We start from the raw sequence: 20292 nt of genomic DNA on the forward strand, positions 1-20292 counted from the left end.
AAGACCGTACGACGCCCATCGCTCATGCGTCCAATGCATGTTCGATCCGTTTACGATGCAGTCATGCATGACGTGCTCGCGCCGCGGATGACCCAGTTCGTCGCCGTCGCGCGGACCGAGCACATGACCCGGGCCGCGGAACGGATCGGCGTCCCGCAGCCCACGCTGAGCCGGGCGATGGCGCGCCTGGAGGCCGACCTCGGCGTCGCGCTGTTCACCCGCACCGGACGGACGCTGCGCCTCACCCCGGCCGGGCGCACCCTGCTGCGCCGCGCCGAGGCCGCGCTGGCCGAGCTCTCCGCCGCGGCCGACGAGCTGGCCGGCGACGCCGACCGGACGCACGGCCGGGCCACGCTCGGCTTCCTGTCGACGCTGGGGACCGAGGCCGTGCCGCGGCTGCTGCGCGGGTTCCGCGACGCCCATCCCGGCATCCGGATCGGGTTGCTGCAGGGCCGGCACGAGATGCTGCTCGACCGGGTCCGCGAGGGCGGGGCCGACCTCGTCCTCACCTCACCGCTGCCGGACGAGCCGGGCCTGACCGCGGTCGCGCTGGCCGAGGAGGAGCTGCGCCTGGCCGTCCCGTCCGGTCACCGCCTCGACCGGCGGGCGGGCACGCCGGACGTCGACCTGGCCGAGGCCGCCGACGAGCCGTTCATCGGCTTCGCCCCCGGCTACGGGCTGCGCGGGACCGTCGACGCGTGGTGCCGCCAGGCCGGGTTCGGTCCGCGCATCGCGTTCGAGGGCGGCGACGCGGCCACCCTGCGCGGGCTGGTCGGCGCGGGCCTGGGCGTCGCGCTGCTGCCACTGGCCCCGGACGTCCCCGGGGTGGTGCAGCTCCCGGTCCGGACGCCGCGGACGGTCCGCACGCTGGGCATGGTGCACCCGCGCGACGACCGCCCGACCCCGCCGGTGCGCGAGCTGCGCGCGTTCGTCACCGCCCACGCCCCGCACCTGCTCGCCCCGCACCGGTAGGTCCGGATACGGTCGGGCGCATGTCTCCGGTGATCGACGACGAGAAGCGCGAGGTTCCGGTCCTGACCGAGGTCCGGCGGGTGGTCTCGCTGGTCCCCTCACTGACCGAGGCGGTCGCCGCGACGGCGCCGGGGCTCCTCGTCGGCGCGACCGACTGGTGCACCCACCCCGGCGACCTGCACGTCACCCGGATCCGCGGCACCAAGAACCCGGACGTCGACGCGATCGTCGCGCTGGAGCCGGACATCGTCCTGGCGAACCAGGAGGAGAACCGCCTCCCCGACCTCGACGCCCTGCGCGACGCCGGCCAGGCCGTCTACGTCACCGACATCCGCGACGTCGACGGCTCGTTCGGCTCCCTGGCCCGGATGCTCGCCGCCTGCCGCCTCGACGAGCCGGAGTGGCTGCGCGAGGCCCGCGACCTCTGGGCCGCCGTCACGCCCGCCCAGCCGCGCCGGCGCGCCGTGGTCCCGATCTGGCGCAAGCCCTGGATGGCGGTCGGCTCGGACACGTTCACCGGCGCGGTCCTCGACCGTCTCGGCATCGACAACGTGCTCGGCGACAGCCCGGAGCGCTACCCGAGGTTCGACCCGTCGGACCTGCCCGAGCACGACCTGGTGGTCCTGCCCGACGAGCCCTACCTGTTCACCGCCGACGACGGCCCGGAGGTCTTCGACGCCCCGTCGGCGCTGGTCAGCGGACGTCTCCTGACCTGGTACGGGCCGAGCCTCGTCGAGGCCGCACGCACCCTCCCGGACGCACTCCGAGTCTGAGCCCGGTCATCCCCGGGAACTCGTGAACGACGACGCGTGGCGTCACGCTCGTACGGTGGCGGCAACCGCACCCGAGGAGGACACCGTGCCCGCCACCCCCGCGCACACCGTCGACGAGAACCTGCTGACCGACCTGATCGGCCGGCTCGACCTGGACCGCAAGGTCGCGCTGCTGACCGGCGCCGACTTCTGGTCGACCGCCGCCGAGCCCGCGATCGGGCTGCGCGCGATGGTGCTCTCCGACGGCCCGGCGGGCGTCCGCGGGACCAGCTTCGACGAGCGCGACCCGTCGCTGTCGCTGCCGTCGTCGACCGCGCTGGGTGCGACCTGGGACCCGCAGCTGGCCCGGCGCTACGGCTCCGCGCTGGGCGCCGAGGCGCGGCGCCAGCACGCCGACGTCGTCCTCGGCCCGACGATCAACCTGCACCGCACGCCGTTCGGCGGGCGGCACTTCGAGTCGTTCTCCGAGGACCCGCTGCTCACCGCGGAGCTCGCGGCGGGCTACGTCGAGGGGATGCAGGCCCACGGCGTCGCGGCCACGCCGAAGCACTACGTCGCCAACGACGCCGAGTCGGAGCGGTTCACCGTCGACAACCGGGTCGACGAGCGTTCCCTGCGCGAGCTCTACCTGGCCGCGTTCGAGCCGGCGGTCACCCGCGCCCACGCCTGGGCGCTGATGTCGGCCTACAACTCCGTCAACGGCACGACGATGAGCGAGAACCCGTTGCTGACCTCGCCTCTGCACGACGAGTGGGGCTTCGACGGGCTGGTCATGTCCGACTGGGGCGCGGTCCGGACCACCGAGGCCTCGGCGAACGCCGCGCAGCACCTGGTCATGCCCGGACCGCGGAGCACCTGGGGCCCGGCGCTGGCCGAGGCCGTCCGGGCCGGTCGGGTGCCGACCGACGTCGTCGACGAGAAGCTGCGACGCCTGCTGCGCCTGGCCGCGCGGGTCGGCGCGCTCGAGGGCGTCGAGCCCGCGGTGGCCCAGGCCCCGCCCGCCGAGGACGGGCGCGCGCTGGCCCGGTCGCTGTCGGCGGCGGGCATGGTGATGGTCCGCAACGGTCGTCACGGCGCAGGGGAGCTCCCCTGGGGCGCCGGCCGGCTCGGCTCGGTCGCGGTGATCGGGCACAACGCGTCGCTGGCGCGGGTGCAGGGCGGCGGGAGCGCCACCGTCCGGCCGGCCGCGATCGTCTCCCCGCTGGAGGGGTTGCGCGCCGCGCTCGGTGACGACGTCGTGCGGTACCGGCTCGGTGCGCAGGTCGCCGAAGGCGTGCAGCCCCTCGCCCCCGCGTCGATCACGAACCCGGCCACCGGCGAGCCCGGTCTGCGCGCGGTGTTCCGCGACGCCGGCGGCGCCGAGCTGCGCACCGAGGACCGGACGGCGGCGTCGCTGATCTGGATGGGCCCGGAGATCCCGGCCGGCACCGACCACGTCGAGCTGCACGCGCGCTGGGTCGCCACGCCCGGGACGCACCGGCTCGGCGCGGCCGCGGTCGGCGGCGTGGCCCTCGACGTCGACGGCGCGACCGTGCTCGACACCGAGGCCGTCCTGACCGGCGACGAGGGCCCCGGCGCGGAGATCTTCGAGGCGCCCTCGGTCAGCGCGCCGGTGACCGTCGGCGGCGAGCCGGCCGAGCTGGTGCTGCGCTTCCGCCCGCGCGGCGGCGGCACGCTCGCGATCGTCGCGGTGACCCTCGGCGAGGAGCTCGTCGTCCACGACCCGGACGCCGAGATCGCCGCCGCGGCGGCGCTGGCCGCGGAGTCCGACGTCGCGCTGGTCGTCGTCGGCACGAACGACCGCATCGAGAGCGAGGGCTTCGACCGGACGTCGCTGGCCCTGCCCGGGCACCAGGACGCGCTGGTCCGGGCCGTCGCCGCGGCGAACCCGCGAACGGTCGTGCTGGTCAACTCCGGCTCGCCGGTGCTGCTGCCGTGGCGCGACGATGTCGCCGCGGTGCTGCTGGGCTGGTTCGGCGGGGAGCGCTTCGGCGAGGCCGTCGCGGACGTGCTGCTCGGCGCCGTCGAGCCCGGCGGCCGGTTGCCCACGACCTGGCCGGCGACCGGCACCGAGAAGGCCGTCCTCTCCGGGGTCCCCGCCGACGGGACGCTGCGCTACGAGGAGGGCGTCCACGTCGGGCACCGCAACTGGCTGCGCACCGGCGAGACCCCGGCCTACCCGTTCGGTCACGGCCTGGGCTACACCACCTGGACCCTCGACGCCGCGACCGCCGGAGCGCCCACGTCCGACGGCGGCGTCAGCGCCGAGGTCACGCTGACGAACACCGGCACCCGCACCGGACGTCAGGTCGTGCAGGCCTACCTCTCCCGTGACGGCGGTGACGTCGACCGGCCCGCCCGGTGGCTCGCCGGCTGGACGGTCGTCGACGCCGGGCCGGGCGCGACGACCGTCACCGTGCCGATCTCAGCACGCGCCTTCCAGCACTGGAGCCCGGTCGGCTGGGCCACCGAACCGGGCACGTTCACGCTGCACGTCGGCTTCTCCGTCGCCGACACCCCGCTCACCGCCGAGATCCTCTGCGGTTGACGCCCCCCGTGCGCGGATATCGCTGCCCTGGCAGCGATATCCGCGCACGACCCCCGGTACCGGGGCGCACGGGCGCCACGGGTGCCACGGGTGGGCGGAGCCGCGGGGCCGCGTGACAGGCTCGGGGCCCGCGCCGATCCTCCGGAGGACGTCCATGGCCACCGACTCACCCGTCACCGTCGAGCGGACCGACGGGCTCGCCGTCGTCACCGTCGACGCACCGCCGTTGAACCTGTTCGACGGGCCGATGGGCACCGGCCTCGTCGCCGCGATCGACGAGCTGGAGAGGAGCGCACCGCGGGCGGTGCTGTTCCGGTTCGAGGGGAAGACGGTCACCGGCGGGGTGGACGTGCGGGTGTTCGAGCCGCTCGACGCGGCGGGGGCCACCGGCCTGTTCACCGCACTCGTGACGATCTCCCAGCGGGTCGCCGCGCTGCCCTGTCCCACCGTGTTCGCCGCCCACGGCACGACCCTGACCTGGGGCTTCGAGCTGGCGCTGGCGTGCGACCTGATCCTGGCCACGGACAAGGCGAAGTTCGGGCTCGTCGAGGCCACCGTCGGGCTGTCCCCCGCGATGGGCGGCACCCAGCGCCTCGCCGAACGCGCCGGCACCGGACGGGCGCGCGAGTTCGTGATGACCGGTGACCTCTACGACGCCGCGACGATGCACTCCTGGGGCGTGGTCAACCGCGTGCTGCCGGTCGACGGGTTCGACGGCGAGGCCCGCGCCCTGGCACACCGGCTCTCCTCCGGCCCGACGGTCGCGCACGCCGTGACCAAGAACGTCCTGCGTTCCTATCTCGACGGCGGTGTCGCCAAGGCCGACGCCGACGTCCCCGCCCTCGCCGGAGAGCTCTTCGCCACCGAGGACCTGCGCAACGCCGTGCAGACCTTCCTCACGATCGGCCCAGGCCACTCCGTGTTCGAAGGACGCTGAGCGACTGCCGGAAACGACACGTCACCGGATCAGGTGAAGATAGTGTCGAGCTGACATATTTCGACCCCGATCGCCGACACAACTGTTGTCGGACAACGCAAACGATCGGGGAACCACGATGGGCAACAGCTTCGGCCGAACCACGGACACCCGGACGACGGGTGCCGGCACGGCAGACGACACGCGGCCGATCCCGGCCGTCACAATCCCGGAACAGCGCTCGGCCCCGCCGCGGAGCCCGGCCCCGCCGCGGACCGACGACCCGTCGGACGGGGCTCCGGCCACCGGCGTGCACTACTGCCGCTGCGGGCACGACGCCGACGCGCACGAGCACTTCCGCGCCGGCAGTGAGTGCGCGACCTGCGACTGCGCCCGCTACCGCACCACGAGCGGGCTCGCCGCCCTGCTGACCTTCACCACCCGCCGCGGCCGGTGATCCCGGCCCCGGCCCGACGACCGGGCCACTCGCGAACCACGACGAGCGTCGTACGCCCGTCGTGGTTCACGAGTGCCACGGGAGGATCAGCCGGAGTGCGCGGCCTTCAGCAGGTCGGAGGCCTTCTCCCCGATCATCATGGTCGTGATGTTCGGGTTGATCGCCGGCAGGAACGGCAGGGCCGACCCGTCGGCGACGCGCAGGTTCTGCACCCCACGCACGCGCAGCTGCGGGTCCAGGACGGCCGTCGGGTCGTCGTCGGTGCCCATCTTGGCCGTGCAGGCCGGGTGGTAGACGGTGTTGTGGGTCTTCATCAGGTAGTCGGCCAGGTCGTCGTCGGTGACGGCGTCCGGACCCGGGGCCAGCTCGGAGGCGATCCACTCCTTGAGCGCGGGCTGCTCGGCGATCCGCCGGGCCAGGCGCACCCCTTCGATCATGACGGCCATGTCGTGGCCCTCGGGGTCGGTGAAGTACCGCGGGTCGACCCGGGCCCGGTCACGGAAGTCCCGCGTGCGCAGCCGGACCGTGCCGCGGGAGCGCCCACGGGTGACGTTCGGCGTCAGACAGAACCCGTTGTCGGTGGTCGGGTAGCCGTGGCGGACCGTGTTCAGGTCGAACGGCACCGAGCCGTAGTGCATCATCAGGTCCGGCCGGTCCAGTGACGGGTCGGTGCGGTGGAACAGCCCGATCTCCCACCACTGTGTGGACTCGGTGACCATCGGCTTCGCCGCGTCCCACATCACCAGGCCCTCGACGTGGTCGTCGAGGTTGGACCCGACGCCCGGGGAGTCCACCCGGACGTCGATCCCGAACTCGCGCAGGTGCGACGCCGGCCCGATGCCCGAGAGCATCAGCAGCTTCGGGGTGTCGATCGCGCCCGCGGCGAGGATCACCTCGCGGTCGGCCGTCACGGTCTCCCGGCCCGGCCCGATCCCCCGCTGGTACTCCACACCGGTGGCCTTCGTGCCCTCGAACAGCACCTGGGAGGCCCAGCAGTCGGTGCGGACCTCCAGGTTCGGACGCGAGTCCATGACCGGGTGCAGGTAGGCGTGCGACGACGACGCGCGCGTCCCGTCCGGGAATCGGTTGACCTGGAAGAACCCGGCGCCCTCGGTGACGGTCGTGCCCTCGTTGAACCGCACCGTCGGCAGGCCCGCCCCGGCCGCCGCCTCGAGCAGCGCGACGCCGCACGGGTCGTTCGGCGGGATCTGCATGAGGTTGACCGGGCCGGAGCGGCCGTGGCCCTCCCACTCCCCGTCGTTGGTCTCCAGCCGCGCGATCAGCGGCCAGCACTCGTCGGCGCTCCACCCGGTCAGACCGGAGGCCGCCCACTCGTCGAGGTCCTCGCGCGGGGTCCAGAACGCGATGCACGAGTTGTGCGACGAGCACCCGCCGAGCACCTTGGCCCGGGCGTGGCGCATGTGGGAGTTCCCGCGCTCCTGCGGCTCGATCGGATAGTCCCAGTCGTAGCCGGAGTCGAGCAGGTTCATCCAGTCCGAGAGCTGCAGGATGGCGGGGTCACCGACATCGGACGGCCCCGCCTCCAGCAGCAGCACCGACACGGACGGGTCCTCGGACAGCCGCGCGGCCAGCGCGCAGCCGCCGGACCCGCCGCCGACGATCACGTAGTCGAAGCGCTGCGCCGCCGGATCCGGGGTCATACGGTCCCTCCCATTCCCTGCTCCATCTCCTTCGCCTTGTGCTCGGGCAGGCAGCCCAGGTGGTGACGCCCGCGCAGCAGGAACCAGCTCAGCCCGGCCAGCGCGATGATCCCGATGAAGATGAACGCGATGTAGGACAGCCAGCCCGAGCCGTAGACGTCCTCCCGGGGCCACGCCAGGTTGATCGCCATCCCGGCGCCCCAGAGCACCGCCAGTATGTTCACGGGCAGCCCGATCCGGCCCATCGAGAAGTACTTCACGCCCGTCCCGTCCGGGTCCGGCCACTCCCCGCGCAGGCGCTTGAGAAGCATCGGGATGGTGACCAGCAGGTAGGCGATGTAGATCATGATGATCGCGACGCTGGTGACGGCCGTGAACACCTCGGGGACGCCGATGTTGGCGACCAGGATGAGGATCGCGACGATGCCGACGATCACCGCCGGGATCACCGGCGTCTTGCGGACCGGGTCGATCCGCGCCAGCGTCGAGCCGGCCGGGAGCGCGTTGTCCCGGGCCATCGCGAACATCAGCCGGATGGCGGCGGTGTGTACCGCGAGCAGGCAGACGATGACGGCGATGCTGATCGTGATCAGGAACAGCCGCCCGACGGTGCCGCCGAGCACCTGCAGCAGCACCATCTGCCCGCCGCCGTTCTTCTCCCCCAGCGCCGGGTCGGCCAGGTTCGGGGCGGCCAGGATGATCAGCAGCAGGATCAGCCCGCCGATCACGAACGACGCGACGACCGCGCGCAGGATCGCCGACGGCGCCGTGCGGCGCGGGTCGACCGTCTCCTCGCCGAGCGAGGACGCGGTGTCGAAGCCGTACATCACGTAGGCCGAGGCGAGCGCGGCGACGAGGAAGATGCCGAAGTAGCCGCCCGGCGCGCCCTCGCCCAGGCCCTGGGTGTCGAACAGCACCGACGGCGGGTTGACGATGTTGAACGCCAGCGCGACGACGATCGCCACGGCCGCGATGAGCTCGATGAACACGCCGGTCGAGTTGATCCGGGCCATCAGCTTGACGCCGATCGCGTTGATCACCGTGGTGAACACGATCAGGATCGCGCCGAGCAGCACGCCGTTGACGGCGGCGTCGTTCGCGTCCGAGGCGTCGCCGATCAGCTGGAAGCCCGACCAGATCTGCGGGAACGTCAGCTGCGCGGCCAGCGCGACCGCGGCCAGCGAGACCACCGAGGCGGTGAACATCATCCAGCCGGCCATCCACGACACCGTCGGCCCGGCCAGGCGCTTGGACCAGTTGTAGACCGAGCCCGCGACCGGGTAGCGCCCGGCCAGCTCGGCGAAGGACAGCGCGACCATGAACTGGCCGAGGAACACCATCGGCCACGACCACCAGTAGGCCGCGCCGCCGGTGCCGAAACCGAAGTAGAATAGCTGGAACGTGCCGGTCAGGATCGAGATGTAGCTGATCCCGGCCGCGAAGCTGGCGAACTTGCCGATGCTGCGGTCCAGCGTCTGGCTGTAGCCGAAGTCGGCGAGCCCGTCGTCCGGGCTCTGCTTCGAATCCGGCGGTGGTGCCTCGGTACTGCTCATCACAGACCTCCCGTGATCAACATGCGCTGAATCTCACTCCGCTAGCTGCGTCCGGTGAACCAGCGCTGGGGCTCCGGCGCGGTGTTCGTCCAGACGTGCTTGATCTCCTGGTACTCCGCCAGCCCGGTCGGCCCGAGCTCGCGGCCGTTGCCGGAGCGACCCATGCCGCCCCACTCCGCGCCGGGCACGTAGGGGTGGAAGTCGTTGATCCAGACGGTGCCGTGCCGCAGCCCGGACGCCACCCGCTGGGCGACGGTCATGTCCCGGGTGAACACCCCGCCGGCCAGGCCGTAGTCGGTGTCGTTGCCGAGCGCGATGGCCTCGTCGACGGTCGTGAAGCGCTCCACGGTCATGATCGGGCCGAACGTCTCCTCGCGGATGACGCGCATGTCCCGGGTGACGCCGGTGAGCACGGTCGGGCGGTAGAAGTAGCCGTCTCGCAGGGCCGGGTCGTCCGGGCGGCGCCCGCCGCAGCGCACGGTGGCGCCCTCGCTGCGCGCCGACTCCACGAAGTTCTCGATCTTCGCCAGGTGCGCGGCGGAGACCAGCGGGCCGACCTCCACGCCGTCGTCGAGGCCGTTGCCCAGGCGGATCCGGTCCGCGCGCCTCACGACCTCGTCGACGAGACGGTCGTGCAGCGAGTCCTCGACGATCAGCCGCGCGCCGGCCGAGCAGACCTGCCCGGAGTGCAGGAACACCGCGAGCATCGCGTAGTCCACGGCCAGCTCGAAGTCGGTGTCGGCGAAGATGATGTTGGGGTTCTTGCCGCCGAGCTCGACCGCGGTGCGCTTCACCGTCTCGGCCGAGGCCCGGATGATCGCCTGCCCGGTGGTCAGTCCGCCGGTGAAGCTGACCATGTCGACGTCGGTGTGCTCGGTCAGCGGGGCGCCGACGGTCGGGCCGTCGCCGAGCACGATGTTCACGACGCCGGCCGGGATCCCGGCCTCCTCGCAGAGCTTCACCAGGTGGATCGACGTCAGCGGGGTGACCTCGCTGGGCTTGATCACCATGGTGTTGCCGGCGGCGACCGCGGGCGCGACCTTCCAGGACAGCTGCAGCAGCGGGTAGTTCCACGGCGTGATCAGGGCGCACACCCCGACCGGCTCGTGCACGATCCGGGAGACCACGGTCGGCTGCCCGGTGTCGACGATCCGCCCGGCGTCCTTGTCGGCGAGGCCCGCGTAGTAGCGGAACACCGAGGTGACGTCGTCGACGTCGATCCGGCTCTCGGCCAGCGTCTTGCCGGTGTCGAGGGTCTCCAGTCGCGCGATCTCCTCCTTGTCGCGCACCAGGAGCTCGGCGATCCGGCCCAGGATCGCGCCGCGCTCACCGGTCGAGGTGGAACGCCACGGCCCGGAGTCGAACGCGGCGCGGGCCGCGGCGACGGCGCGCTCGACGTCGTCGGGGCCCGCCTGGTCGACGTCGGTCACGACGCTCGCGTCGAAGGGGTTGATGACGGGCGCGGTTCCGCCCGACCCGGTGGTCCAGGATCCGTCGATGTAGAGACTCGGCACGCCGGAACTCTCCACCCGGCAACGATGCAGCGCAAGGCACGTGCGGGGTCGGGTGGCGACGGCCACCGAGGTGTGTCCGATCCGGACACGTCACCGGGACCCGGGGCTCTGCGGCGTCATCGGGTCGACACGGTGACGTCACGTTATGGTTGCGCCATGAGCAACCCGGAGCGCACACGGGAGAGCGGGGTCCAGTCGGTGGACCGGGCGATCAGCGTGCTGGAGATCCTCGCGCGCCGCGGCGAGGCCGGGGTGAGCGAGCTCGCCACCGAGCTCGAGGTGCACAAGTCCACGGCGTTCCGCCTCCTCGGGGCACTGGAGGGGCGTGGCCTGGCCGAGCAGATCGGCGACCGCGGCAAGTACCGGCTCGGCTTCGGCCTGATCCCGCTGGCCGGCCGCGTGTCCGAGCGCCTCGAGGTCACCCAGCAGGGCCGGTCGATGTGCGAGGAGCTCGCCTCCGAGCTCGGCGAGACCGTGAACATCGCGATCCTGGACCAGGGCGTCGCGGTGAACGTGGACCAGGCGCGCGGCCCGTCGACCGTGACCACCTACAACTGGCTCGGGCGCATCACACCGCTGCACAGCACGTCGAGCGGCAAGATCCTGCTGGCCGCGGCGGAGCCGGCGGACCGGGACCGGTTGCTGACCGACCTCGAGCGCACCACCCCGCGCACGCTCGTCACCCCGGCCAGGCTCACCGCCGAGCTCGACGACGTCCGGACCCAGGGCTACGCCTGGGCACTGGAGGAGTACGAGGTCGGGCTCAACGCCGTGGCCGCGCCGATCCGCGACCACTCGGGCTCGGTCGTCGCCGCGCTGTCGGTGTCCGGGCCGGCCTACCGGCTCCCGCCGGACCGGATCGAGGCGATCACGCCGGCCGTCGTCGCCGGGGCCGCCGAGATCAGCCGCCGGATGGGGCACTGGGTGCGCTGATCCGCCGTGCGATGATCGCGCACCCTGCGCAACAGCGCGGGGTCTAGAGCTTCTCGAGCACCGGCGGGAGCAGCCGCTCCACCTCGTCGCCGAGACGCTCGAACTCGCGCCGCAGGAACGGGGCGGCCAGCTTCAGCAGGCCCTTGAACCGCAGGTTCGCGTGGTAGGTGACGGTCGTGCCGCCCTCGTCGGAGGGCTCGACGCGGATGTCGTCGGTCGCGGTGACCGTCGAGTTCTCGCCGACGAACGTCAGGCGGGACGGGGTGCGGCTGACGAGGCGGTAGTTCAGCTCGGTCTCGCGGCCGTTGAACACCGACACGTTGTGCCAGGTGCTGCCGATGTCGACCGGCCCGCCGTCGTCGGAACGGGTGCAGGACTTGGTCCCCGGGTCCCAGACCTCGGAGTGGCCGAAGTCGGCGAGGTAGCCGATGACGGTCTCGACGGGCGTCGACACCGACATCACGCGCTGCACGCTGACCACCGGCGCTCCTCTCGGCCGGATCGTCCGGCCCTCGGTCGGCCCCGGTGTCACCGGACCGCACACATGATGACGCGCAGGAGCGCGACCGGCCAGATGATCTCATGCCCGCCTCGCGCCGAGCAGGAGTGAGTACGTGATCGTGACCGTTCTCCGCGTTCGCCCACGGCGCCGTGCACCGGCTGGGAACCTCACCTCCGCGAGACGACGTCGACGGTGGGGAGAGGGCATGGCGCAGCCCGACGTCCGGGTGGACCCGGGCGAGGTGGACGCGGCGGGGACCGCGCTGGAACGGGTCGGCGCGGACGTCGCCGCCGCGGCGCGGCACTGCGGTCCGGCGATCACCCCCCAGCCGGCCTGGTCACCGGGGTTCGACTCGGTCGCCGCGTGCGCCGCGCTCGCGGACGCGGGCCTGGATGCGGTCCGTCGCCTCGGCTCCGACCTCGACGTCTGCGCCGCGGCCCTGCACGGCTGCGCGGCCGCGTGGGCCGCCTCCGACGACGCCGTGGCCCGTTCGCTGCGGGCCGGCTGATGCCGACCTTCGCCGAGCTCGCCGAGATCGACCCGACACAGTGGCTGCACCAGGCGCGCGGCTGGGAGCGGCTGGGCCACGACCTCACCGCGCAGGCCGACGGTCTCGACGCCGCGTTCGCGCCGCTGGTCGGCACCTGGACCGGCGGGGACGCCCGGGCCGCGCACGCGGACCGGGACCGCCTGCGCGCCGAGCTGACCGCGGCCGCCGACCGCAGCGCGACGGCGTCGGAGATCCTCGGACGCCACGCCGGCGCGGTGCTGGCGGCCCAGAAGCGGATGACCGACGCCGTGCTCGGCGCCAACCCCGCCACCACCCGCGTCGGCGCGGACGGCACGGTCCTCCCGGCCGAATGGATGATCCTGCCGCCGTTCACGTCGCCGGCGTTCGGGCTGACGTCGTTCGTGACCGACCTGGCCCGGATCACCCGCGAGATCTCCGCCGCGCTGGAGGACGCCGCGCGCTCGGACCGGGAGACGACCGCGGCGCTGACCGCGCTGGTCCCCGCCGGGACGGCGGGACCCGCACCGGCGACCGTGGCCCCGGGGCCGGGCACCTCGCCGGCCGGCGTCCGGGGCTGGTGGGACTCCCTCACCCCGGCCGCGCGGGACCGGGCGATCGCCGAGCAGCCGGACCGGGTGGGCGCGCTCGACGGGGTCCCGGCCGTGGCCCGGGACGCGGCCAACCGTCTGCGGCTCGACGCCGGACGCGACCAGCTGCTGCGCCGTCGCGCGCGTCTGGTGGAACGGGGCGACACCGCGGCCGCCGGGCAGATCGACGAGCTGCTGCGCGGCGTCGACGCCGTCGGACGCCGGCTGCGGGCGGGCGAGCCCCCGGCGCTGCTGCTGGGGTTCGACATCGACGGTCCCGGGCACGCGATCGTCGCGATGGGGAATCCGGACACCGCCGAGCACGTCGTCACCTACGTCCCCGGGACGACCGCCCGTCTCGCGGCGATCGAGACCGACCTGCACCGCGCCGACGCGACCGTCTCCGCCGCCCGCGCCGCGGACCCGCGGGCGGGCACCGCCGCCGTCACCTGGCTCGGCTACGACGCGCCGCCCGACATCGCCCGTGCCGCGGCCACCGGGTACGCCGAACGCGCCGCCGAGCCGCTGGCCCGCTTCCAGGAGGGGCTGCGCGCGTCCCACCAGGGGGCGCCGGTGCACCGGACGCTGGTCGGCCACAGCTACGGCTCGACCGTCGCCGGGTACGCCGCGCGCCGCGACGGCCCGGTCGCCGAGGACCTCGTCCTGGTCGCGAGCCCCGGGGCGGGCACGCGGCGCGGGGTCGCCGACCTCAACACCGACCCGGAGCACGTGTGGGCGACCACGGCGGCGAACGACCCGATCCGCCAGTTCGCGCGGACCGACCTGATGGGCACCTCGGCGCCCTTCGCGCAGCGGGCGACGCTCGCGCACGGCCTCGACCCGACCCACCCGGCGTTCGGGGCCCGCGTGTTCGCCTCCGACCCCGGGACCCTGCTGCCCCGGCCGGACGACCCGTCGACACCGGGGAACGAGTCCGCGGGGACCCACAGCCGATACTGGGACCAGGGATCGCGGTCCTGGGAGGCGCTCGGACGGATCTCCGTGGGCCGCCCGCCGACCGGCTGAGGACCGGTCGTCGACCAGGTCACACCGGCTGTCGCCGCTGCGGGGCCGACCCGCACGGACAGGACGACGAGCGGACACGCTGTCCGGGCTAGGCTCTAGTCGTCGCCGCCAGGGCGACTATGCGTAAGGCTGTGACGATCCCGGACCGAAGGACCATTCGTGACCGAGAGCAAGCCCGCCCGGCGGACCGGCAGACCGCCGCTGACCGACCGGGCGACCCTGCTGACCGCCGCCCGCGAGATCGGCCTCGCGTCGCTCACCGTCGGCGCGGTCACCTCTCGGGTGGGGGTCAAGTACTCCACGTTCTACCGGCACTTCGCCAGCCTCGAGGCGCTGCTGACGGCCGTCGTCGACGAGATCTACTCCGAGGCCGAGTTCCCCGAGCAGCACGACCGGTGGCAGGACCACGTGGTCGCGATGGCCGACGCACTCTCCGAGATGCTGGCGAAGCACCCGGGCCTGGCCCTGACCGTGCTGCGGCTGCCCGCCCTCCCCGAGCGGACGCTCGAGGCCTACCGCCGCCTCACCGAGTGTCTCGTCGCAGCGGGGTTCGACGCGGACGAGGCGGTGCTCGGTGCGACCACGATCCTCGAGGTGGTCATGATGCCGTGGCTCACCACCTCCGAAGGGGGTGTGAACGCCCAGGAGCGGGAGTCGCAGATCGGTTCCACCGCCGAGCCGCTCGATCCCGCGGTCCGGGCGGCGAGCCTCGGCGTCGTCGACGATCCGCCGCGCCGGTGGACGCTGCGCAAGGTGGAGCTCCTGATCGCGGGCCTGGAGGCGCGGCTCGACCGGGCCACGGCGGCCGGTCCGACGTCCGGTTCCTGACCGGTTCCCCCGACGGAGCGGCCATGCGGGCGCTCTCAGATCGAGACCCCACGCCCGCGGCCCGGCCGCTACGGTCCGGTTCCATGCCGAACGACGACGTCGACGTCCTGGACATCCTGGAGAAGGTCCCCCAGCTGGGAGACGCGCAGATCTGGGAGATCGCGAAGCGCTGCCGGATCTACCGGGGGCGGGCCGACGGTGAGGACCAGACCGTCGAGCTCGAGATGAGCGTCGACACCGCCGGGCGCTGGATGGTCGTGGCCCGCGACGAGGCACGGGACCTCACCGCGCAGGGCGTCCCGATGCCGGGGCTGAACGGCGCGATCCACATGGTGCCCTGGTACATGCTCGACTCCGATCCCGAGGAGTGACCGGGACCCGGGGAGTGGCAGGGCCCGGACACGACGGTGCCGCGGCCCGCCGGAGCGGACCGCGGCACGTCGATCGGACCACTGATCAGGGCATGACCTCGGTCAGCCCGGGACGACCTGGTCCGCCTGCGGGCCCTTCTGACCCTGCGTGACCTCGAAGGTCACGGCCTGTCCTTCGTCGAGAGAGCGGTAGCCGGAGGACTGGATCGCGCTGAAGTGCACGAACAGGTCCTGGCCGCCTCCCTCCGGCGTGATGAAGCCGTAGCCCTTCTCCGCGTTGAACCACTTGACCGTTCCCTGTGGCATCCGGGTGTCTCCTCGAGCGTTCTGCCGATGTCGTACCGGTGCGACACTACTCACTCCGGACCGATTCACCTGCAAGAACTTCCGCAGAATCTCCCTCATCGAAGGACGGGTCAGCGGACCTTCTCCGGGATGTGGTCCAGCGCGCGCAGGATCTTCTCGGCGAGCGTGGCCGCGGCGGCCTCGGGGACGTCGGCGCTCTGCCGGAGTTCGGCGACGACGAGGGAGAGGCGCAGCTCGTAGGGGGTCACGTACGTGGGGGCGGTGGCGACGGTCGTCATCGGACGTCCTTGTCTGTGGTCGGGACGGTGTCCGTGACCGGCGCGGGGTCCGGGGTCGGCACGGGGTTCTGGGTCGGCACCGGGTTCTGGGTCGGCACGGGGTTCTGGGGCGGCACCGGGTTCTGCGGCGTCACGGGCTCCGGGGCGCGAGCAGGTCGGCGACCGAGTCGAGGTTGCCGGCCGACCCGGCGGCGGCGAGCGCGTGCTCCGCGTCGGCCGCCGAGGTGCCGGGCGGGACGACGAGCAGGGTCCGCCAGCGGCTGCCGTCGAGGACGTTCATCGTGTGCGCCGGCAGCGTCCGGTACCCGCCGAGCTTGACGACGGTGCCGTCGACGAGCGCCCGGCGCGGGGTGTCGTCCCAGTCGGGGAAGGAGTAGCTGACCCGGTCGACGTGCCCGGCGCCCGGTTCGGCCGCGAGCGCCTCCAGCTCGACGGCGAGGTCGCGCGAGCGCGGCCACCACGCACCGTCGACGTACCCGGTGTCGGTCGAGGAGTCGGGCTTGAACGTGAGCCGGCGACCGGCGGTGGAAGGGGCCGATGCCTCGGCGAGCGACGACGTCATGGAGGGCGTTCCGTCCCCGGACGCCGACGAGACGTCCGGTGTGGACTGTCATCGAGGACGACCGGGCGACTGCCCGTGTGCAGGGTGCTCGACTCCCCCGACACTACTCCGATCGGGGCCCCGTGGTGCGCGGTCGCGAGCTGGACCACTCCGGCACCACCCGCCCCGCGCGCGTCGAGACCGACGGCGCGCCCGCGCACGTCGTACGGTGTGCACGCCCACCATCGGGTGATACCCGATCGGCACCGAACGACCGGCCCGATCCCCCGCCTCCGGAGCGTGCACGATGCCCACCACCGACCGTGACCCGAACGGGCGGCCGTCCCCGGCGACGCGACCCTGGACGACCGGCCGCCACCGTCACGGCCGGAACGCGGTTCCGGAGCAGCAGTCCGCACCGGCCTCCCCGTCCGCTCCGCCGTCCGGGTCCGCTCCGTCGTCCGAATCCGCTCCGTCGTCCGGGCTGTCCGGGTCGTCCGGGCCCGCCTCGGACTCGAGGACCTCGGACGCCCCGGTTCCGGCGCCGCGGGCCGCGGAGCCCACGGCCGGCAGCGAGCCGGCGCCCCGGCCTCGCCCCGCCGACGGTTGCACAGGGGCCGGGCCCGCCTCCGCCGGCGCCGCGGAGTCCCGGGGCACCACCGAGATCGCGGACCGCGTCGTGCAGAAGATCGCCGCGGCCGCCATCGGCGAGATCTCCGAGATCGGCGGTCCGGTCCCGCGCGTCCTCGGGGTCGCGGTCGGGTCCGAGGACCCCGACCACCGGCCGCACGTCACGGCCACGGTGCACGGCACGGACGTCGACCTGGCCGTCCGCGCGAGCGTGCACCACCCGGCCCCGATCGCCGACGTCGTCGGGCGGGCCCGCTCCCGAGCGGCGGCACGGATCGCGCAGGCGACCGGCCTGCAGGTGCGCCACCTCGACGTCACCGTCACCGCCCTGAGCACCGATCCCGCCCCGGCCGGACGCACCGTCCGCTGATCACCGCCGCCGCCCGTCGCCCGCTCGCCGATCGGGCGGGTGCCGCCTCTCCGGGGCGGGCGGGGCGCGGCGGGACGGATCGGGCGCCGCGCTCGCAGGATCGGCCGGTCATGATCGATGTCTGGGTCATGATCGATGTCTGGGTCACGATCGGTGCCATCGGTGGCACTTATCGTTCCACACAGATCGATCATGGACGCCGATCGACCGTCGAAGGCCGGAGGGTATCCGGATCGGGACCCGGCCCCACCACGTCGCCGACGACCGGAGCCCGCGCACCCGGCCCGGCGTCCGGCCGTTCACGACACGGCCCAGCCGGCGCGCCCGTCGCCGTGACCGAACCGAACCGAACCGAACCGACCGCGGCGTCCTCCCCCGACGACGCGCTCGCGCAGCTCGTCCTCCGGACGCATCAGCCGGTCCCGCTCGGCCTCGGCGAGCTGCCATCCCGGGCGAGGTCGATCCCGACACGTCGTGAGCGCGAGCGTCACGGAACGGCGGCCGGGCCGACCACATCATGACGCTCGATCGGCCCCCACCGAAGGCGTGAGCGTCGGCCGTCACGAGATGGTCGGGCACATGACCGGATCGTGACTCCCGACGCCTCGGGGCACGCGATCCGCGTACGCCCGTCCCGCCCCGTCCGACGTCGACTCTCGCCGATCAGCCCCGCCGCCCACGAGCCGAGGCGGTCAGTCGCCGGGCCCCTGATCCCGTTCCGGACGGTCCTGGACGAGCATCGACGCCCGTTGCCGGGTGACCCCGAACAGCTTCCCGATCGCGGTGATGCTGACGCCCTCCCGTTGCAGCGCCCGGGCCTCCTCGCGACGGAAGCGGCTCCCCGCCCCGCCCAGGGTGTCGAGCGCCCGGCTGATCCGTTCGATGATCAACGGGGGCTCCTCGGCGGGGACGATCTCGCGCCAGGGGTGCCCGCCCCGGCGGAGCGCGATCAGCTCGTCGGCCCGCTCCGCCGCCGCGGTCAGCTCGGCGACGGTGTGCTCGAGCTCGGTCCGCAGGTCGACGAGCGCACGCACCACGTCGTCCTCGCCGGGGTCACCGGACCCGGAGGGCGGGAGATCGTCGGTGACGGGGTCGTCGGGCACGGCAGCTCCTCGTCGTCGCGTCGGGTCCAGGCCCGGTGGGGTCACCCTCCACACCCTGCACGACCGGGTGAGGTCATCGTCTAGAGTGTTCACCGCAATAGCTATTGCGGTACCCGTACGCTGGGGAAACGGACAGGCGAGACATGACGGACGCAGAGTACGACTTCATCATCGTCGGAGGCGGTTCGGCCGGCAGTGTCCTGGCCAACCGGCTCAGCGCGGACCCCCGCACGCGTGTCCTGGTGCTCGAGGCCGGACGCCCCGACTACTGGTGGGACCTCGCCGTCCACCTGCCGATCGCGATGGGCTTCCCGGTCGGCAGCCCGTCGCACGACTGGTGCTACGAGACCGAGCCGGAACCGCACATGCACGACCGCCGCCTGCGACAGCCGCGCGGCAAGGTCCTCGGCGGCTCCAGCAGCATCAACGGGATGGTCTACCAGCGCGGCAACCCGGACGACTTCGACCGCTGGGCCGCCGCCGAGGGCATGTCCGGCTGGGACGCCGCGCACTGCCTGCCCTACTTCCGCAAGCTGGAGAACTGCCGCGACGAGCCGGGCGGGACGACCCGCGGCCGCAGCGGCCCGCACCGCCTGGAGCGCACCCCGGCCAACGGTCCCCTGTTCGCCGCGTTCTTCCAGGCCGCCCGCCAGGCCGGTCACCCGGTGGTCCCGGACGTCAACGACGTCCCGCAGGAGGGCTTCGCGCGTCTCGACCAGGCGGTGCACCACGGCCGCCGGGTCTCGGCCGCCGACGCCTACCTGCGCCCGGTCCGGCGGCGCACGAACCTCGAGGTGCGGTGCCGCACGCTCGTCACCGGCCTGACGACGACCGGGACGCGGGTCGACGGCGTCCGCTACCTCGACCACGACGGGACGCCGGTCCGGGTGCGCTCCCGCGAGGTCGTCCTGTGCGGCGGCGCGATCAACACCCCACAGGTCCTGCAGCTCTCCGGCATCGGCGACGCCGCACTGCTGGAGTCGCTGGGGATCCGGGTCACCACGCACCTGCCGGGCGTCGGGCAGGAGCTGCAGGACCACCTGGCCGTCCACATGCAGCACGCCTGCGCCGTCCCCGTCTCCGAGGCCCCGGCGAAGAGCAGGCGGAACTGGCCGAAGATCGTCTCCCAGTCGCTGCTGCTCGGCAGCGGCCCGGGTGCGCACAACCCGTTGCAGGCCGGCGGGTTCGCCCGCAGCCGGGCCGACGAGCCGTCGCCGGACCTGATGTTCATGTTCGCCCCGATCGCGATGGCCAGCGAGGAGAACGCGCTGGGCAAGCGCGACCACGGCTACCAGCTCCACGTCGGCGTGATGCGCTCCGCGGCCCGGGGGTCGGTCACGATCGGCTCGACCGACCCGCGCCGCTACCCCGCCATCCGCCTGAACTACCTGTCCGCGCCGGACGACCGCCGTCGCTGGCTCGCGGCCGTGCACGGCGCGCGGGAGCTCTGCGCCCAGCCCGCGTTCGCGCCCTACGACGCCGGTGAGGTCCTGCCCGGGCCCGGGGTGGAGACCGACGACCAGATCATGGACTGGGTGCGGCGCACCGCCCAGACCGGTCTGCACCCGGCGTGCAGCGCACGGATGGGACTCGACGACCGGGCCGTCGTCGACCCCCGCGACATGCGCGTGCACGGGGTCGACGGGCTGCGGGTCGTCGACGCGTCGGTGATGCCCTCGATCACGAACGCGAACACCTACGCCCCGGTCATGATGATCGCCGAGCGCGCCGCGGACATGATCCTGGGCGACACCGCGCTCGCCCCCGAGCCCTGGGGTGCCGGGGTCGCGGTCGCGGAGCGCTGAGCGCGGGTCGGCGCGGCGCTCAGCGCGCCGCCGCCGATCCCTGCCAGGAGTCCCTGACCCTCGACGCCCAGGGACTCCGGTGGCCGGCGGTCTGTCGCGACGACCGA

General features: G+C 73.5%; 20 protein-coding genes. 12 read left to right on the top strand and 8 right to left on the bottom strand.

Annotated elements, in window-relative coordinates; all coding sequences use genetic code 11:
• Positions 1-63 precede the first annotated feature (63 nt).
• The 5 genes from EV383_RS21210 to EV383_RS21230 all read left to right on the top strand — a co-directional run bounded on the left by EV383_RS21210 (position 64) and on the right by EV383_RS21230 (position 5666).
• A complete protein-coding gene (locus tag EV383_RS21210; protein WP_130291535.1) occupies positions 64-972 on the top strand; it encodes a LysR family transcriptional regulator in 909 nt (302 codons plus the stop codon).
• 20 nt (positions 973-992) lie between these two features.
• Positions 993-1745, top strand: coding sequence for a helical backbone metal receptor (locus EV383_RS21215; protein WP_130291536.1), 753 nt, complete (start codon positions 993-995; stop codon positions 1743-1745).
• A gap of 55 nt (positions 1746-1800) precedes the next feature.
• Positions 1801-4293 carry a glycoside hydrolase family 3 C-terminal domain-containing protein gene (locus EV383_RS21220; protein WP_242623241.1) on the top strand — a complete coding sequence of 831 codons (2493 nt, stop codon included), beginning with the start codon at positions 1801-1803 and terminating at the stop codon, positions 4291-4293.
• Between the two features lie 154 nt (positions 4294-4447).
• Positions 4448-5230 carry an enoyl-CoA hydratase/isomerase family protein gene (locus EV383_RS21225; RefSeq protein WP_130291538.1) on the top strand — a complete coding sequence of 261 codons (783 nt, stop codon included), beginning with the start codon at positions 4448-4450 and terminating at the stop codon, positions 5228-5230.
• A 118-nt stretch (positions 5231-5348) separates the two neighbouring features.
• Positions 5349-5666 carry a hypothetical protein gene (locus EV383_RS21230; RefSeq protein WP_130291539.1) on the top strand — a complete coding sequence of 106 codons (318 nt, stop codon included), beginning with the start codon at positions 5349-5351 and terminating at the stop codon, positions 5664-5666.
• Between the two features lie 86 nt (positions 5667-5752).
• On the opposite strand, the gene EV383_RS21235 is transcribed toward EV383_RS21230, so the two are convergent.
• From EV383_RS21235 to EV383_RS21245, 3 genes are read right to left on the bottom strand one after another with little or no spacing between them, the layout of a single operon-like run.
• The gene (locus EV383_RS21235; RefSeq protein ID WP_130291540.1) at positions 5753-7327 is read right to left on the bottom strand and encodes a GMC family oxidoreductase; all 1575 of its coding nucleotides are present in this window, start codon (positions 7325-7327) and stop codon (positions 5753-5755) included.
• Entirely contained in the window at positions 7324-8880 is a 1557-nt protein-coding gene (locus EV383_RS21240) for an APC family permease (RefSeq protein WP_130291541.1), read from the bottom strand. The genes EV383_RS21235 and EV383_RS21240 overlap by 4 nt, the downstream gene beginning before the upstream one ends.
• A 41-nt stretch (positions 8881-8921) precedes the next feature.
• The gene (locus EV383_RS21245; protein WP_130291542.1) at positions 8922-10394 is read right to left on the bottom strand and encodes an aldehyde dehydrogenase family protein; all 1473 of its coding nucleotides are present in this window, start codon (positions 10392-10394) and stop codon (positions 8922-8924) included.
• A gap of 156 nt (positions 10395-10550) precedes the next feature.
• Between EV383_RS21245 and EV383_RS21250 the strand changes: the two genes are divergently transcribed.
• Positions 10551-11327, top strand: coding sequence for an IclR family transcriptional regulator (locus EV383_RS21250; protein ID WP_130291543.1), 777 nt, complete (start codon positions 10551-10553; stop codon positions 11325-11327).
• A 43-nt stretch (positions 11328-11370) separates the two neighbouring features.
• Here EV383_RS21250 and EV383_RS21255 read toward each other — a convergent pair whose 3' ends face one another.
• Positions 11371-11808, bottom strand: coding sequence for an SRPBCC family protein (locus tag EV383_RS21255; protein ID WP_130291544.1), 438 nt, complete (start codon positions 11806-11808; stop codon positions 11371-11373).
• 226 nt (positions 11809-12034) lie between these two features.
• On the opposite strand from EV383_RS21255, the gene EV383_RS21260 reads away from it, so the two are divergent.
• From EV383_RS21260 to EV383_RS21275, 4 genes are all read left to right on the top strand, one after another.
• On the top strand, positions 12035-12337 hold the full coding sequence (locus tag EV383_RS21260) for a hypothetical protein (protein ID WP_130291545.1): 303 nt from the start codon (positions 12035-12037) through the stop codon (positions 12335-12337).
• A complete protein-coding gene (locus tag EV383_RS21265) occupies positions 12337-13953 on the top strand; it encodes an alpha/beta hydrolase (RefSeq protein ID WP_130291546.1) in 1617 nt (538 codons plus the stop codon). Before EV383_RS21260 ends, EV383_RS21265 begins: the two co-directional genes overlap by 1 nt.
• A 159-nt stretch (positions 13954-14112) precedes the next feature.
• Positions 14113-14781: a TetR/AcrR family transcriptional regulator gene (locus EV383_RS21270; RefSeq protein WP_130291547.1), complete on the top strand. Its 669-nt coding sequence runs from the start codon at positions 14113-14115 to the stop codon at positions 14779-14781.
• An 83-nt stretch (positions 14782-14864) separates the two neighbouring features.
• Complete coding sequence (locus EV383_RS21275; RefSeq protein ID WP_130291548.1) at positions 14865-15152, top strand: hypothetical protein; 288 nt, start codon at positions 14865-14867, stop codon at positions 15150-15152.
• Positions 15153-15254: 102 nt separating this feature from the next.
• On the opposite strand, the gene EV383_RS21280 is transcribed toward EV383_RS21275, so the two are convergent.
• The 3 genes from EV383_RS21280 to EV383_RS21285 all read right to left on the bottom strand — a co-directional run bounded on the left by EV383_RS21280 (position 15255) and on the right by EV383_RS21285 (position 16298).
• Positions 15255-15458, bottom strand: a complete 204-nt coding sequence (locus EV383_RS21280; RefSeq protein WP_130291549.1) for a cold-shock protein — start codon at positions 15456-15458, stop codon at positions 15255-15257.
• Positions 15459-15568: 110 nt separating this feature from the next.
• On the bottom strand, positions 15569-15736 hold the full coding sequence (locus EV383_RS31310) for a DUF6307 family protein (protein ID WP_165438437.1): 168 nt from the start codon (positions 15734-15736) through the stop codon (positions 15569-15571).
• 130 nt (positions 15737-15866) lie between these two features.
• Positions 15867-16298 (bottom strand): DUF5994 family protein, encoded by a 432-nt coding sequence (locus EV383_RS21285; protein ID WP_130291550.1) that lies wholly within the window; start codon positions 16296-16298, stop codon positions 15867-15869.
• 658 nt (positions 16299-16956) lie between these two features.
• Here EV383_RS21285 and EV383_RS32945 point away from each other — a divergent pair.
• Positions 16957-17277 (top strand): Asp23/Gls24 family envelope stress response protein, encoded by a 321-nt coding sequence (locus tag EV383_RS32945; protein WP_165438438.1) that lies wholly within the window; start codon positions 16957-16959, stop codon positions 17275-17277.
• A gap of 692 nt (positions 17278-17969) precedes the next feature.
• Here EV383_RS32945 and EV383_RS21295 read toward each other — a convergent pair.
• Positions 17970-18380 (bottom strand): helix-turn-helix domain-containing protein, encoded by a 411-nt coding sequence (locus EV383_RS21295; protein ID WP_207223613.1) that lies wholly within the window; start codon positions 18378-18380, stop codon positions 17970-17972.
• A 143-nt stretch (positions 18381-18523) separates the two neighbouring features.
• Here EV383_RS21295 and EV383_RS21300 point away from each other — a divergent pair, with 143 nt between their 5' ends.
• On the top strand, positions 18524-20185 hold the full coding sequence (locus EV383_RS21300; RefSeq protein ID WP_130291552.1) for a choline dehydrogenase: 1662 nt from the start codon (positions 18524-18526) through the stop codon (positions 20183-20185).
• Positions 20186-20292: the final 107 nt, after the last annotated feature.

This window comes from Pseudonocardia sediminis (assembly GCF_004217185.1).
Classification (GTDB): domain Bacteria; phylum Actinomycetota; class Actinomycetes; order Mycobacteriales; family Pseudonocardiaceae; genus Pseudonocardia; species Pseudonocardia sediminis.